This is a genomic window from Sphaerisporangium viridialbum (assembly GCF_049674955.1).
In the GTDB taxonomy this organism is placed as follows: Bacteria; Actinomycetota; Actinomycetes; order Streptosporangiales; family Streptosporangiaceae; genus Sphaerisporangium; species Sphaerisporangium viridialbum.
The window spans coordinates 3771355-3784480 of record NZ_CP187232.1; the positions used below are offsets into that span (position 1 = coordinate 3771355).

14 protein-coding genes are annotated in these 13126 nt (G+C 70.0%); 6 read left to right on the forward strand and 8 right to left on the reverse strand.

Annotated elements, in window-relative coordinates; genetic code table 11:
• Nucleotides 1-36: 36 nt before the first annotated feature.
• Nucleotides 37-441, forward strand: coding sequence for a winged helix-turn-helix transcriptional regulator (locus ACOZ38_RS16565; RefSeq protein WP_424531617.1), 405 nt, complete (start codon nucleotides 37-39; stop codon nucleotides 439-441).
• A 281-nt stretch (nucleotides 442-722) separates the two neighbouring features.
• Here the strand turns inward: ACOZ38_RS16565 and ACOZ38_RS16570 are convergent, their stop codons facing one another.
• Together ACOZ38_RS16570 and ACOZ38_RS16575 are read right to left on the reverse strand one after the other, a co-directional pair.
• Entirely contained in the window at nucleotides 723-1730 is a 1008-nt protein-coding gene (locus ACOZ38_RS16570) for a protein kinase family protein (protein WP_424531619.1), read from the reverse strand.
• 383 nt (nucleotides 1731-2113) lie between these two features.
• Nucleotides 2114-2548, reverse strand: coding sequence for an ATP-binding protein (locus ACOZ38_RS16575; RefSeq protein ID WP_424531621.1), 435 nt, complete (start codon nucleotides 2546-2548; stop codon nucleotides 2114-2116).
• A 191-nt stretch (nucleotides 2549-2739) separates the two neighbouring features.
• Between ACOZ38_RS16575 and ACOZ38_RS16580 the strand changes: the two genes are divergently transcribed.
• Entirely contained in the window at nucleotides 2740-4122 is a 1383-nt protein-coding gene (locus tag ACOZ38_RS16580; RefSeq protein ID WP_424531623.1) for a helix-turn-helix domain-containing protein, read from the forward strand.
• On the opposite strand, the gene ACOZ38_RS16585 is transcribed toward ACOZ38_RS16580, so the two are convergent.
• Nucleotides 4078-5526 carry an MFS transporter gene (locus tag ACOZ38_RS16585; RefSeq protein ID WP_424531624.1) on the reverse strand — a complete coding sequence of 483 codons (1449 nt, stop codon included), beginning with the start codon at nucleotides 5524-5526 and terminating at the stop codon, nucleotides 4078-4080. The two genes, ACOZ38_RS16580 and ACOZ38_RS16585, sit on opposite strands and share 45 nt — an antisense overlap.
• Before the next feature lie 100 nt (nucleotides 5527-5626).
• On the opposite strand from ACOZ38_RS16585, the gene ACOZ38_RS16590 reads away from it, so the two are divergent.
• The gene (locus ACOZ38_RS16590) at nucleotides 5627-6121 is read left to right on the forward strand and encodes a winged helix-turn-helix transcriptional regulator (protein WP_424531626.1); all 495 of its coding nucleotides are present in this window, start codon (nucleotides 5627-5629) and stop codon (nucleotides 6119-6121) included.
• 45 nt (nucleotides 6122-6166) lie between these two features.
• Here ACOZ38_RS16590 and ACOZ38_RS16595 read toward each other — a convergent pair whose 3' ends face one another.
• On the reverse strand, nucleotides 6167-6286 hold the full coding sequence (locus ACOZ38_RS16595; protein ID WP_424531628.1) for a hypothetical protein: 120 nt from the start codon (nucleotides 6284-6286) through the stop codon (nucleotides 6167-6169).
• A 28-nt stretch (nucleotides 6287-6314) separates the two neighbouring features.
• Entirely contained in the window at nucleotides 6315-6722 is a 408-nt protein-coding gene (locus tag ACOZ38_RS16600; protein WP_424531629.1) for a hypothetical protein, read from the reverse strand.
• A gap of 160 nt (nucleotides 6723-6882) precedes the next feature.
• Between ACOZ38_RS16600 and ACOZ38_RS16605 the strand changes: the two genes are divergently transcribed.
• A complete protein-coding gene (locus tag ACOZ38_RS16605) occupies nucleotides 6883-8085 on the forward strand; it encodes an RNA-guided endonuclease InsQ/TnpB family protein (RefSeq protein WP_424531631.1) in 1203 nt (400 codons plus the stop codon).
• 19 nt (nucleotides 8086-8104) lie between these two features.
• Here the strand turns inward: ACOZ38_RS16605 and ACOZ38_RS16610 are convergent, their stop codons facing one another.
• The 3 genes from ACOZ38_RS16610 to ACOZ38_RS16620 form a co-directional block, all read right to left on the reverse strand.
• Complete coding sequence (locus ACOZ38_RS16610) at nucleotides 8105-9529, reverse strand: dihydrolipoyl dehydrogenase family protein (RefSeq protein WP_424531632.1); 1425 nt, start codon at nucleotides 9527-9529, stop codon at nucleotides 8105-8107.
• Nucleotides 9530-9644: 115 nt separating this feature from the next.
• Nucleotides 9645-10256, reverse strand: coding sequence for a hypothetical protein (locus tag ACOZ38_RS16615; protein ID WP_424531634.1), 612 nt, complete (start codon nucleotides 10254-10256; stop codon nucleotides 9645-9647).
• Nucleotides 10257-10462: 206 nt separating this feature from the next.
• Nucleotides 10463-11041: a CGNR zinc finger domain-containing protein gene (locus tag ACOZ38_RS16620; protein ID WP_424531635.1), complete on the reverse strand. Its 579-nt coding sequence runs from the start codon at nucleotides 11039-11041 to the stop codon at nucleotides 10463-10465.
• Between the two features lie 179 nt (nucleotides 11042-11220).
• Here ACOZ38_RS16620 and ACOZ38_RS16625 point away from each other — a divergent pair, with 179 nt between their 5' ends.
• Both ACOZ38_RS16625 and add read left to right on the forward strand, forming a co-directional pair.
• Entirely contained in the window at nucleotides 11221-12000 is a 780-nt protein-coding gene (locus ACOZ38_RS16625) for a class I SAM-dependent methyltransferase (RefSeq protein ID WP_424531636.1), read from the forward strand.
• Between the two features lie 83 nt (nucleotides 12001-12083).
• Nucleotides 12084-13115 (forward strand): adenosine deaminase, encoded by a 1032-nt coding sequence (gene add, locus ACOZ38_RS16630; protein WP_424531638.1) that lies wholly within the window; start codon nucleotides 12084-12086, stop codon nucleotides 13113-13115.
• Nucleotides 13116-13126 lie beyond the last annotated feature (11 nt).

A 13126-nucleotide genomic window follows, 5' to 3' on the forward strand; every position in this document is an offset into this window, starting at 1 on the left:
ACCAGCTACCGGCCCCAGCCGCGAGGCAGGAGACACATGACGCACCGGCAGTCGCTGCCTCCCGACATGTTCGACGAACTGTGCCCGTCCTCGCTGCTGCCGTTTCGCTTCGGCGACAAGTGGGCGGCCCTGATCATTCGCTGCCTGGAAGGCGGCCCGCGCCGATTCTCCGAGCTGCGCGTGCCACTGCACCGTGTCACCCCAAAGGTGCTCACGCAGTCGCTACGCGGCCTGGAGCGAGACGGGCTCGTGTCACGTACGGTGCACGCCGACCCGAAACCGCGGGTGGAATACGCGCTGACGCCGCTGGGCCGCAGCATGCTGGAGCCACTGGATGCCGCATGCGCGTGGGCAGCGGAGCACTGGGACGAGCTACTCGACGCACGGGAGCAGTACATGCCCGGCTCACCGCAAGCAGCCATCACTGATCAGGGTCGATGACTGATACCGAGCCGACGAACATTCCGGAGCCGTCGGCCGAGATCTGCCGGACTGGTCCAAGCCGCCACCGAGATCAGCGAGCACGTCGCGGGATCTCAGTCACATGACCGCGCCTGTCCCGGGATCTTCGCGAGGTCGGCCGTCACCCCGCGCCCCTAGGTGGTCCAGGTTCTGGGTGGGCAGCACTCGGCTCACCCGTCGATCGCTTGACGGGTGGGCGAACTCCCTTTGTCGCCGCCCGAAGATCCCCCTGGATGAGTGGGCACCCGCGCTGCGGTCCGTCAGCCGGTGGACGAGCTGTACATCCCGCCGAGCCGGCGGATCTCCTCCAGTGGGTACGGGGTCTCCCTGCTCTCCCCCTGGAGCTTGCGATAGAAGTCCGACATCACCGCGGCGAGCGGCGCGTGTTGGGCAAGGATCGCCGCAGCCGCCTCCGGGATTCCTGTGAGGCGCTTGCCCTCGGCGCACGCGCGTACCAGCGCGTCGCGGTCCTCCCTCCGGTATCCGTACAGAGCGGTGACCAGCCAGCGCACCAGATGCGTGACGGTATAACAGCGGTCGTAGGTCCGATGCCGGTCGAAGAAGTCCGCCTCGTCCCGCGACAGCTCGAACCGGGAGGAGATCGCAAGGCCGTAGTCCGCGAAGAAGAGGCGCCGGCCGTCGGTCAGGATGTTCTCGAAGTGGGCGTCGAAGTGCAGGAGCCCACGGGTGTTCATGAACGAGGTTCCGGCCTTCAGGTCCCTCTCCACCATGGCGCAGGCCCGGTCGGCGGCCTCGTCGCCGGCTCCGACCTGAGTGCCCAGCCACTCGTGCAGGTTCTGCGGGATGTACTCGAGGAACAGCGCGACGCTCGCCGAGGATTGCTGGAGAGCCTCGATCCGGCGGCGCACCTCCGATCCGCCTCCCCAGTACGCGACGGCTCGTTCCACGTCGGCCAGTTCCTCGGGCAGGGACTGAACCGAGTCCGGCAGCACCCGCCAGTGGTACATCAGGGGGAAGCCCTCGTAGTCCCCCGCGAGCACCCAGTTCGTCGTCATGGTTTGCACGGCGAGCTCTCTCCAGGCCCCGAAGCCCGGCCCGCCGATGCCGTATTGGCAGAAGGCCGGCAGCGCGAACAGGTTCGCCGTGGATCGGACGTTCTCCGGCTGTCTCTCCGGATCGGTGAGTGGCACCCGCTTCACGAAGACCGAGGTTCCGGCGACCTCCAGCAGGGCCGACTTCCCGCCGATGCCAGAGCCGATCGGCACGGCCGTGTCCACGAGCTCGTGCAGTGCGCGATCACTGCACAAGGCCAGGGATGTGGAGACGGCACTATGGGCGGTGAGTCGCGCACCGCGCGACATGTCAGGGCACTTCACTGCCGCCTCCACCTGGGCGCTGACCTCGATTCCGCAAGGGGGTTCGCAGCCCCGCCGAGCGCGACCACGCTGCACACGTGGCTCTGTGGTTCGGCCTTCGGAGCGGTAGACGCATCCAGGATCCGTGTGTCTCGACAGACCTGAACGCCCTCTTGACCGCACTTTACGTGAAGATCGGAGGAACGCGATGCCTTGGCGGACCACCTCTGCTCAGCGACTCCGAGCTCGTGTGCCTGGCCGTGGCCCAGGCACTGCTGGGCTGCCACTCCTGGGTGGGCAGCCCCGGCTCACCCGTCAAGTGCCTGACGGGTGGGTCAAAAGGTGCAACTTGCCGGCTCCCAGCGGCGTGACAGGTGGACGACGATGTGTTTGCCGCCTCCGGTCGTCGGTTCGACGGTGTGCTGTCCTCCCGTCTCCTCGGTGAGGAGCATGACCATGCGGAGACCCCGTCCGCCATCGTCATGGGACGTGGCCAGCGCGCGGGGCAGGCGCGGATGGGTGTCGTGGACCGCCACGGTGAGCCACCGCGCGTCGGCGGCCAGCATCACCGTGGCGGTGGGTGACTCCGCGGCGGCGTGCTCGGCGACGTTCGTCACCAGCTCGGTCACGACGAGGCTCGCTGTGAACGCGGTCTCCCGGTCGATGGCCCAGGAAGCGAGCGTTCGCACCGTCTCGCGCCTGGCCATGGGCACCTGTTCGATCGTGGAGAGCACCACGAAGACATGGCTCACCCGCTCAACGGAAAGCATCCCGATCCCTTCTCCCATGGACGCCGCGCCTTTCGCGGGCGGTTGTCAGCGTCTGGTGAGAAGGCCCGACGGGAAACGCCGTACCGTCATTGGTCGATCACAGGTGGTTATGACAGATTGGCATCGCGAACGCCGTCGGTTTCTCCTACGGTGACGCGCCTGGCGGGCTTCGAGAGGAAGGACTCGGGCGCATGGGGGAGCGGCTGTGCCCGGGGTGCCGGAAGGCGGTGCTGAGCCGATACAGCCGTGATCCCGTGTGCGCTCCCTGCCTGCGGGCGACCCGTGGCGCGCGACCCGTCGCACCGGCGTGGCTGTGGGACTGCTCGTCGTTGCGCCAGGCGCTGGCCTCGGCCGACCTGGCCGCGTTCGTCGCGATCGTGCGTGCGGCGATGGGGCTGAGCCAGCTTGAGCTCGCCGGCCTGGTCGGCTGGTCGCAGAGCACGGTCAACCGCATAGAGAGCGGTGAGCGTGGCACGATCTACGACATCCGCGAGATCCTCCGCTTCGCGGATGCCATCGATATGCCGCGCCACGCTCTCATCCCCCTGCTCATCGGCGATCCGGTGGCAGGTCTGCCCGTTGAGGGCATAAATCCTGACATGGACATGGACCGCCGCCAGTTCAACGGAGTTCTCGCTGGCGGCTTCGCAGCGGGCATGGGATGGGGCTCCATGCACATTCCCACTCGGGTCGAAGCCGCGCACGTGAAACACCTCAAGGCCACGGTTGAGCGCCTGCGCGCTGACGATCAGCGGATAGGTGGTGCCATGCTGCTTGGTCCCGCGCTGCATCTGCTCGCGAGGGTACGGCTAATGCTCGACGAGGCCGACTACAGCGAAGCGATCGGCCGCCAGTTGGTGGCCATCGCCGGAGGGCTGAGCGTCGACGCGGGCTGGTTCGCCTATGACTCAGACGATCAGAATCTCGCTCGCAGGTTTTACGGCGAAGCCCGCCTGTACGCCGATCACGCTGGTGATCGGGAACTTCATGTACAGGTGGCATCCCTCCTCGCCATGCAGGCCACACGGCTCGCGCGGCGGCACCCGGGTCGTGCCAGAGAGGCACTGCGCTTCGTGGCCACGGCCAAGGAACTGGCGCGGCACTGGGCCACACCGCGCGTGTACGCGCTGCTGGAACTTCGGGAGACCTCCGCGCACGCCGTTCTCGGTGACGGGCGGGCTTGCCGCAGATCGATGACCAACGCCTGGCGGGAGTTCGAACGTGGACCGCATGAGAACGACCCGGGTTGGGCTGGATTCGTCAGCGAGGCAGAGCTCTTGAGCTTCGAGGGCCGGGCAGCTATAGCACTGGGTAAACCGGCTGCCGCGGTCGAGTTCTACCGGCGGTCTGTGGACAAGTGGAACAGCGATCGAAACCGCTCCTACGGCCGTGCCTGCCTGGCCGATGCGCTGCTGGCCTCCGGCGCGAAATCGGACGCCCTGGCCGAGGGACTCGATGTGCTCTCGCAGGTGAGCGGATCCCGGCGGACGTTGCAGGAGTTGGCGCCGTTGCGGGCGGTGGCGGGGGAGTCATCGGAGTTCGCCGACCGGTACGACCGGCTCCTCGCGGACTAGCCCCGGCCCCCGCGTCTTACGGGCGCGCAGGCCGAAGGCGGTGATGATCGCGCCGAGGGCCCCGGCGACGACCGGGACGACCAGGGCGGTCTGGAGCGCGTCCAGCCCCGCTTCGGGCGAGCCGGAGTCGCCGAGCGCCGCGACGTTGACGGCGGTCACCGCCGACAGGCCGAGGGCGGTGCCGAACTGCATCGCGGTGTACAGCAGGCCGCCTGCCAGGCCGTGCTCGTGCTCGTCGATGCCGTCGGTGGCGGCCATGGTCAGCGGGCCGTACGCCAGGGAGAAGGCCAGCCCCAGCAGGAGCATCGTCGGCAGCATGGCGGTGTAGGCCCAGTCCAGCCCGGCGGGCAGGAACAGCACGTAGGCCAGGGTCGCCAGCACCAGCCCGCCGAACAGCACGGGGACGTTGCCGAACCGGTTCACCAGCCGTGGCGTGAGGGTCGGGGCGAGAACCGTGTCCATGCCGATCACCAGCATGGCCAGACCCGTCTGCAGCGTGCTCCAGCCGCGCAGCTCCTGCAGGTACAGGGTGGCCAGGAACTGGAAGCCGGCGAAGGAGCCGACGAACAGCAGCGCCCCCAGGTTGGCGCGCACCAGGGGCCCCGACCGCAGGATGCCCAGCCGCACCAGCGGGTGGGCCGTGCGCCGCTCGATCACGACGAAGATCGCCAGCAGTGCCAGGCCGGCGGCGAACGTACCTGCCGTGCCGCCCCAGTCGTTGCCGGGACGCTCCAGGCGCACCACCCCGTACACCAGCAGCAGCATCGCCCCGGTGATGCTGAACGCGCCCAAAAGGTCGAAGCCGCCCGCCGGGCGCTCCGTGTCGCCGGGATCCTTGATGAGGGGGATGGCGGCCAGCAGGATCACCGCCGACAGGATGACCGGCGCGAAGAACACCCACCGCCACCCGAGCGAGGCCAGCAGCCCTCCGGCGACCAGGCCGAGCGAGAAGCCGCCCGCCGCCGTTCCCGCGTAGACCCCGAGCGCCTTGGTGCGCAGTGGCCCTTCGGGGAAGTTGCCGGTGACGAGCGCCAGCCCGGCGGGGGCCATGAACGCCGCCGCGACCCCGGTGACGAACCGGGCGACCAGCAGCATCCAGCCCTCGGTGGCGAACCCGCCGAGGCCTGAGAAGATCAGGAAGACCGTCAGCCAGAACAGGAACATCCGGCGGCGGCCGAGCAGGTCGGCGGTGCGGCCGCCCAGCAACATGAAGCCGCCGTAGCCGAGCACGTAGGCGCTGACCACTCCGCTGAGCATGCCGGTGGACAGGCCGAGGTCGGCGCGGATCGACGGCAGCGCCACGTTCAGCATCGCCACGTCGATCCCCTCAAGGAAGATCGCTCCGCACAATACGAACAACGCGCCCCAAGCACGCCCGTCCATGTGTCCGCTCGATGTGGACATGATTTGACTCCTCCGGGAAAGGCGGGACCGGGCACGGTAATCCAGATGAGTGCCGGTTCCCTCTTGTAACCAGCAGCATCTTCGGACACCATCAATGACCATGGAAGACGGCACTTCAAAGTCCCCCGGTTACTGCGGGGATACCGGCGACGACTACGACGTTCTCCAGTGGGACACGCGGGAGGACTGCGAGGTCCGCCAGATCCTCGACCGCATCGCCGACAAGTGGTCGCTACTGGTCATCGCCCTGCTCGACCAGCGCACCCTGCGCTTCACCGAGCTGCGCCGCACGATCGACGGGGTCAGCCAGCGGATGCTCGCCCGCACGCTGCGCCACCTGGAGCGCGACGGGCTGGTGAGCCGCACGGTGCACGCGTCCGTGCCGCCGCGCGTGGACTACGCGCTCACGCCGCTGGGCGCGACCCTGCACCACACCATCCGAGCGCTGGTCACCTGGACCGAGGAGCACCAGAACGAGATCGCCTCGGCCCGCACGGCGTACGACGCCCGGGTGGTGGCCGAGCAGGAGATGGCCGAGCAGGAGGCGGCCGAGCGGGACGCCATCGCCCGGGACGTCCTCGCGGGCAGGCGCTGACCGCACCGCACAGCGAGCGCCGTGCGGCCATACGCGTCTCAGAACCTACGGCTCGGGCCGCGTGTCGTGGCCGGGCGGGTGAGGCAGGACGGAGACGACGCCCTTGGCCTCGAAGATCGCGAGGTGGACACCGGCCGGGCCGAGGTGTCCTTGCTGGCGTAGCACGGCGTCGAGGTCGGCCTCGGTGAGCCCGCTACGGCGGAGATTGTGCCGGTTTGACGTGCCCGTCCCGGATCAGGATCCGTAGCGGGGGGTCGACCAGGCGGCCGACGGGCGGTACGAACCGCAGCCTGGTGACCGCCGAATGGGTCGCGAGCAGGGCCACCAGCGCCGCGGCGCCGGTCAGCCACGAGGCGTCGGTCGCGGTGGCGGTGCGCCCCACGAGGGCGCTGACCGCGACCGCGGCGACCCAGTCGAACGGGGCGAACTCCGCCATGGTCCGTCGCTCGGTGAGCCGGAACGCCGCGGCGGCGGTCAGGAACAACGCCAGCGCCTTGACCGCGGCGTAGAAGGCACGGTGCCAGTCACCGATCAGGCGTCGCCGAGGCTGTCCACGACCGGCCTCCCTCATCCGGCTTCCACGCTCCGCGATGGAGGTCACCGAAAACTCCGAGGAAGCCCGGTCCTTTAGCTTTAGGGCCGGGAGGAATCCGGACCCCGTCAGGCTCGGCCCGGCGGAGCCGGGACGGCCTGGAGTGCCAGGCGCTCGTGACCTTCTTGTTTCGCTGACGGATCTGTGTGCCGTGCAGCAAAATACGAACATGCGTACGGCATACAAGGTGCGGGTCTACCCCACCCCCGAACAAGCTGCGGTGCTGAACCGCACGTTCGGGTGCGTACGCCTGGTGTGGAACCGTGTCCTTGCGTGGCGGCAGGCCCGCTACCAAGCCGACGGGGCCAAGACGTCCTACGCGCAAACCGACCGGTACCTGACCGAGCTGAAGCGCGACCCACAGTTCGCGTTCCTGTCCGATGTCTCCTGCGTGCCGTTGCAGCAGACGTTGCGGCACCAGTACACGGCGTTCGTGAACTTCTTCGCCGGACGCGCCCGCCACCCCCGCTTCAAGTCCCGGCACGGGAAACAGTCGGTGACCTACACCCGGTCGGCGTTCCGCTGGAAGGACGGGCAGCTGCACCTGGCCAAGATGGACTCGCCGGTCGAGTTCGTGTGGTCCTGGCCCGGCATCGACCCTGCCATGCCGGCCCCCTCGACGGTGACGGTCTCCCGCGAGGCGGACGGCCGCTGGTACGCCTCCTTCGCCATCCAGACCGCCGTCGAGCCCGAGCGGGCCCCGGCCACCTGTTCGGCTGCCGGCGTCGACCTGGGTGTCAAGGACTTCGCCGTCCTGTCTTCTGGCGAGAAGATCGCCAACCCGCGCCACCTGGAACGCAGAGCGAGGAATCTGGCCCGTTACCAGCGGCGCATGGCTCGCAAGCGGCGCGGCAGCGCCAACCGGGCCAAGGCCAAAGCGAAGGTCGCCCGCGCCCACACCAAGGTTCGCCACGCCCGCGCGGACTTCCTGCACAAGACCAGCGCCCGGCTAGTGGCCGACCACGACCTGATCGTGATCGAAGACCTCGCCGTGAAGAACATGGTCCGCAACCACTGCCTGGCACGGGTCATCTCCGACTGCGGGTGGGCTGAGTTCCGGCGCCAGCTTGAGTACAAGACTGCCAAGCACGGGCGGCACCTGGTCGTGATCGACCGCTGGTACCCGTCCTCGAAGACCTGCTCGGCCTGCGGGCACCTGCTCGCCGGACTCTCGCTCAACACCCGGACGTGGCAGTGCCCGTCCTGCGGCACCCGGCACGACCGGGACACCAACGCCGCCAAGAACATCCTGGCCGCTGGTCGAGCGGTGTCTGCCTGTGGAGCTGATGTAAGACATTCCGGGACCTCCCGGGTGCGGTCGGCAACGAAGCAGGAAACCTCACCCGCGAGGGTGGGAATCCCCCTCCATTAGCTTTAGGAGGGGGAGGAAGTCAAAGGCCGTACTCCTCCAGGAGGTGGAGCCAGACCTCGCTCACGGTCGGGAACGCGGGAATGGCGTGCCACAGCCGGTAGAGGGGCACCTCGGCGGTGACCGCGATGGTGGCCCCGTGCAGGAGGTCGGCCACCGCGGGGCCGGCGAAGGTGACGCCGAGCAGCACGCGGCGGTCCTCGTCGACGACCATCTTCGCCCGGCCGATGTAGCCGTCGGCCTGGAGGGTGGCGCCGGGGACGGCCCCCATGTCGTACTCCACGGCGCGCACCGAGAAGCCCTCGGCCCGTGCCCGGGACTCGGTGCGCCCGACCGCGCAGATCTGCGGGTCGGTGAAGATGACCTGTGGGGCGCCCAGGTCGTCGGCGATGTCGCGGTGCGAAGGAAGGTCGTCGGCCAGGCCCCTGGCGCGGGCGGCGATCACGTCGCCGCACACCCGGGCCTGGTACTTGCCCATGTGGGTGAGCAGGTTGCGCCCGTTGACGTCGCCGACGGCGTAGAGCCCGTCGCCCGGGACGCCCGTCGCCCGCATGCTGGCGTCCACCTCGATCGGGCCGCGCGCCGCGAGGCCCACCGTCTCAAGGCCGAGGTCGCCCACGGCCGCCCGGCGTCCGGTGCCGACGAGGATCTCGTCGGCCTCGATCAGCGCCCCGTCGCCGGTGTGGACGGTGACGGGGCCGCCGGGTACCGGGCGCTCGACACGGGTGGGCGTACGGCCGAAGCGCACGTCGATGCCCGACCGCCGGAACGACTCCGCCAGCAGCTCGCCGGCGAACGGCTCGGTCCGGCCGAGCAGGCGGTCGCCGCGTACGAGCACGGTCGTATCCTGTGCGCCGAGGGAGTGCAGCGCCTGCGACATCTCGCAGGCGACGACCCCGCCGCCGATCACCACCAGCCGCTTCGGCACCTGCTGGACGCTGGTCGCCTCCCGGTTCGTCCACGGGCGCGCCTCCCGCAGGCCGGGCACGTCCGGGATCGAGGGGTCGCTGCCGGTCGCGACGACGACGGCGTGCCGGGCGCTCAGGGCGCGGGTGCCGCCGTCCGGCGTGGTCACCTCCACCCGCAGAGGGCCGGCCAGGCGTCCATGGCCCCGGACGAACGTCGCGGGGACGTTCTCGATCCAGCCCACCTGGCCGCCGTCGTCGAAGTGGGACACCACCCGGTCGCGGCGGGCGAGCACCGCGTCGGCGTCGATCGGGCCGCGCAGCTGCAGCCCGGGCATCCGGCTCACCTCGGCCGCCAGCTCCATCGGCCACAGCAGCGCCTTGCTCGGGATGCACGCGTAGTAGGCGCACTCGCCGCCCGCCAGGCGCTCCTCGACCACGGCCGCCGTCAGGCCGCCCCGTACGGCCCGGGCGGCGGCGATCTCCCCGGCCGGTCCCGCGCCCACGACGATCACGTCGAAGACGTCGTCCTCGCCGGTCATGGAACCCCACCTCCGTTGCCGCAGGTCACGTGTACGGGCGTAGTCGCATCAGCCTCGCACCCTCGCGAGGCCGTACCCCCCTGTGCTGGGGCACGGCCTCGCGAGTCGGATCAGGTCAGCTGGCGCCCGGAATCGTGACGTTCTGCTCCTTGAAGTCGTAGCCGGTCTTCGAGGCGTCCTTCTGCAGGCCGTCCATGGACGCCTTGCTGGTGTTCAGGTCGGCCTCCGTGGCGGTGCCGCCCTTGAGCTTGTCGGTGAGGCTGGTGAACTTGCTGCTGACGCCTTCCACGGCCTTGCACAGCGTGGGATTGGCCACCGCGAAGCCCTTGGCGACCTTCAGCTCATGCAGGGCGAAGACGCCCGCCACGGCCGCCTTCACGAAGGTGCGCTTGCGCTTCTCGGCGCCGGCGTTGAAGCCGCCACTGCGCAGGGGCTTGTAGATGTACCGGTGGAAGGCCCCGAGCGCGAGGCCCGCGTGCAGAGCGAAGCGGGTCTTGGCGAACGGCTTGGCGTTGCCTCCCGTCGGGCACTCGGCGTTGTACTCGGTTTCCGTGCCCGCCGAAGGCTGGGCACCCGCCGGCGGCGCGCCGGCCGCCGGACTGGTGGCGACCGCGTTCTCGGGCGTCACGACGGCGGTCTTGTGACCGCCGCAGCCGCCGAGCAGCGCCACCGCAAGAAAAGCCGCCGCCGCCGGTACGGCGACGGATCGAGGAGTCCGTACAGCCACTTCTTCCCCCCACTGGAGCTTCGCGGCGGAACGGCCCGCGCCTCCGCGGGCATCTCGGAGACCGGCCGCCTGCCAGGTGAACGGCTCGCCGCCGTTCGATGTGATCTTTCCTTCTCTTCCCGGTGTAGTTAGATCGACACTTTCCGTGACCGTTGCTTTACCTCGCTCTGAGGCGAGGCGCGGGCCGGGCGTCCTGTGGCGGGGGGCTAGGAGCGGCCGGCGCGGGCGCGGAAGGCGGCGGTCTTGACGCGGTTCTGGCAGGCGGTGGAGCAGAAGCGGCGGGTGCCGTTGCGCGAGATGTCGACGTAGACGCGGTCGCAGTGCGGCGCGGTGCACACGCCGAGCCGGTCGTGCAGCTCGCTGCCGAGCACGATGGCGAGGCCGGTGGCGCACGAGGCCGCCCACTCGTCGGACCGGCTGTCGCCCTTACCGTGGAAGTGCAGGTGCCAGGGCTCCCCGTCGTGGCGGTCGAGGCGGGGCCGGGCGTGGAAGCGGTCGATCAGGCGGTTGACCTGCTCGGCGGCGGTGTCGACGTCGCCCGCCTCGATCGCGTCGAAGACCACGCGCAGCTCGGTGGCGATGCCGGCGAGCTCGCGCGCTTCGGCGTCGGTGACCTCGCGCGCACGCCGGCTGCCGGTGCGCAGGGCCGCGGTGACCGCCTCGCGCCGCTCGGGGCCCTCGGGCGGGAGGACGTACGTCCTGCCGCGCGCCTCGCCCTCGGTCAGCGTGTTGATGAGGGACGCCGCGATCGCCACCACGGCATCGGAATGGCTGTTGAAGTTCACTTTGACCAGTTACACCCTCGCGCTCGGACTCGCGACCATCAACCTAGCCCACGATCGGCCGGTCCGTACGGCGGACCCTCGCGGGCAAGGTAACTGCCGAAGCCGCCTTGACCCGTTACATGGGCCTCCTCTATTCTGTCACTACTGAAAGTATAGATGACAGTTACAAGGAGGCCGCGATGTCGACTCTGCCGCGCGAGGTGGCGCAGGACTGGATCACCCGGTGGGACCGCCAGCAGGAGGGTTACCTGCCCGACAGGGAGGAGCGGTTCACCGCCCTGATCGACGCCGTCGAGGCCGGCGCCGGGCGGCCGGACCCGCTGGTCCTCGACCTCGGCTGCGGGCCGGGCTCGCTCGCCGCCCGCCTGCTCGACCGCCTCCCCGGCGCCACGGTCGTCGCGGTGGACGCCGATCCGCTCCTGCTGGCCCTCGGGCGCGCGGCCCATGCCGGCAGGCCCGGACTGCGCTTCGAGGACCTCGACCTGCGCGCGGCCGGATGGGCCTCGGCCCTGCGTCTCGACCGCCCGGTGGACGTGGCGGTGAGCACCACCGCGCTTCACTGGCTGCCCGAGGCCGGGCTACGCACGATGTTCGCCGAGCTGTCCCTCGTGCTGCGGCCCGGTGGTCTGTTCCTGAACGGCGACCACCTGGACGTGGAGGACGTCTCGCCGGTGCTGGCGAAGATCGAGCGCGCGATCCACGACCGCGCGACCCGGCGGCGCTTCGGCGACGGCATGCCCGAGGACTGGCGCCAGTGGTGGGACGCGGTGGACGCCGACCCGGCCCTGTCCGTCCTCCGCGATGAGCGGGAGCGCAGGAGCGTCGCGGCGGCCCACCACGGGTCGGAGTCGGGGAACCTCTCCACGCACGTCACCGCGCTCCGCGGAGCCGGTTTCGCCGAGGTCGGCACGCTCTGGCAGAACGGGAACGACCGGCTCCTCGCCGCCGTCCGACCCTGATCGCGGCAAACCTGACAGGATTGTGTGAGATTTCGGATAAATCGCTTTCGTGGGGGTCGGCGGGCTGCTTAAGGTCGAGCGGTATGACAGAGACCCCCACATCCATCGAAGCGTTCATCGCGGCCCTGCCCAAGGTCGAACTCCACGTTCACCTGGTCGGATCCGCGTCGGTGCCCACGGTCCTCGAACTCAGCAGGCGGTATCCGGGCGGCCCGGTGCCCTCCGGCGAGGAGGAGCTGCGCGCCTTCTACGATTTCCGGGACTTCCCCCACTTCGCCCAGATCTACGAGGGCGTCAACAGCCTCGTCCGGGAGCCGGAGGACGTCGCCATCCTCGTCACCGGCGCCGCACGTGACCTGGCCGCCCAGAACGTCAGGTACGTCGAGCTGACCGTCACGGCGTACTCCCACCAGCGGGTGGGGATGTCCACGCGCGCCATCACCGAGGCGCTGGACGTGGCGGCGCGGCAGGCGGCCGAGCTCGGCGTGCGGGTCGGCTACATCTTCGACATCCCCGGCGAGTACGGGCTGGAGGGCACGCGGGCGACGCTCGACCACGCGCTGAACGAGCCGCCCGAGGCCCTGGTCGGCTTCGGGCTCGCCGGCATCGAGCAGGAACGCCCGAAGTACCGCGACGCCTTCAGGGACGCCTTCCGGGCGGCCGTGGCTGCCGGCCTGCACAGCGTGCCGCACGGCGGCGAGATGACCGGGCCGGAGACCATCTGGGAGGTCATCGAGGGGCTCGGCGCCGAGCGCATCGGCCACGGCACGAGCTGCGTGGCCGACCCCCGGCTCATGGCCCACCTCCGTGAGACCCAGATACCGCTGGAGGTGTGCCCGACGTCCAACGTCCGCACCCGCCAGGTGCCGGACATCGCCTCCCACCCGATGCCCCGCATGCTGGAGGAGGGCCTGTACGTCACCCTCAACAGCGACGACCCGCCCATGTTCGGCACCACCCTCGACCGGGAGTACCGCGTCGCGGCCGAGAGCTTCGGGCTCGGCCCCGCGGAGCTGGCCGCGCTCGCCCGCAACGCCGTGCGGGCGTCCTTCCTGGACGACGACGGCAAGCGCGCGATCGTGGCCGAGATCGACGAGCTGGCCGTGCCCCGCTGAGGCGGGTGCCG

Excerpts from the sequence above, each read along its gene's own strand:
- ACOZ38_RS16565 (WP_424531617.1), top strand. The coding sequence starts at position 37 with ATGACGCACCGGCAGTCGCTGCCTCCCGACATGTTCGACGAACTGTGC.
- ACOZ38_RS16590 (WP_424531626.1), top strand. The coding sequence starts at position 5,627 with ATGGAAGACGGCACTTCAAAGTCCCCCGGTTACTGCGGGGATACCGGC.
- ACOZ38_RS16585 (WP_424531624.1), bottom strand. The coding sequence starts at position 5,526 with ATGTCCACATCGAGCGGACACATGGACGGGCGTGCTTGGGGCGCGTTG.
- ACOZ38_RS16605 (WP_424531631.1), top strand. The coding sequence starts at position 6,883 with ATGCGTACGGCATACAAGGTGCGGGTCTACCCCACCCCCGAACAAGCT.
- ACOZ38_RS16580 (WP_424531623.1), top strand. The coding sequence starts at position 2,740 with ATGGGGGAGCGGCTGTGCCCGGGGTGCCGGAAGGCGGTGCTGAGCCGA.
- ACOZ38_RS16610 (WP_424531632.1), bottom strand. The coding sequence starts at position 9,529 with ATGACCGGCGAGGACGACGTCTTCGACGTGATCGTCGTGGGCGCGGGA.
- add (WP_424531638.1), top strand. The coding sequence starts at position 12,084 with ATGACAGAGACCCCCACATCCATCGAAGCGTTCATCGCGGCCCTGCCC.
- ACOZ38_RS16625 (WP_424531636.1), top strand. The coding sequence starts at position 11,221 with ATGTCGACTCTGCCGCGCGAGGTGGCGCAGGACTGGATCACCCGGTGG.
- ACOZ38_RS16575 (WP_424531621.1), bottom strand. The coding sequence starts at position 2,548 with ATGCTTTCCGTTGAGCGGGTGAGCCATGTCTTCGTGGTGCTCTCCACG.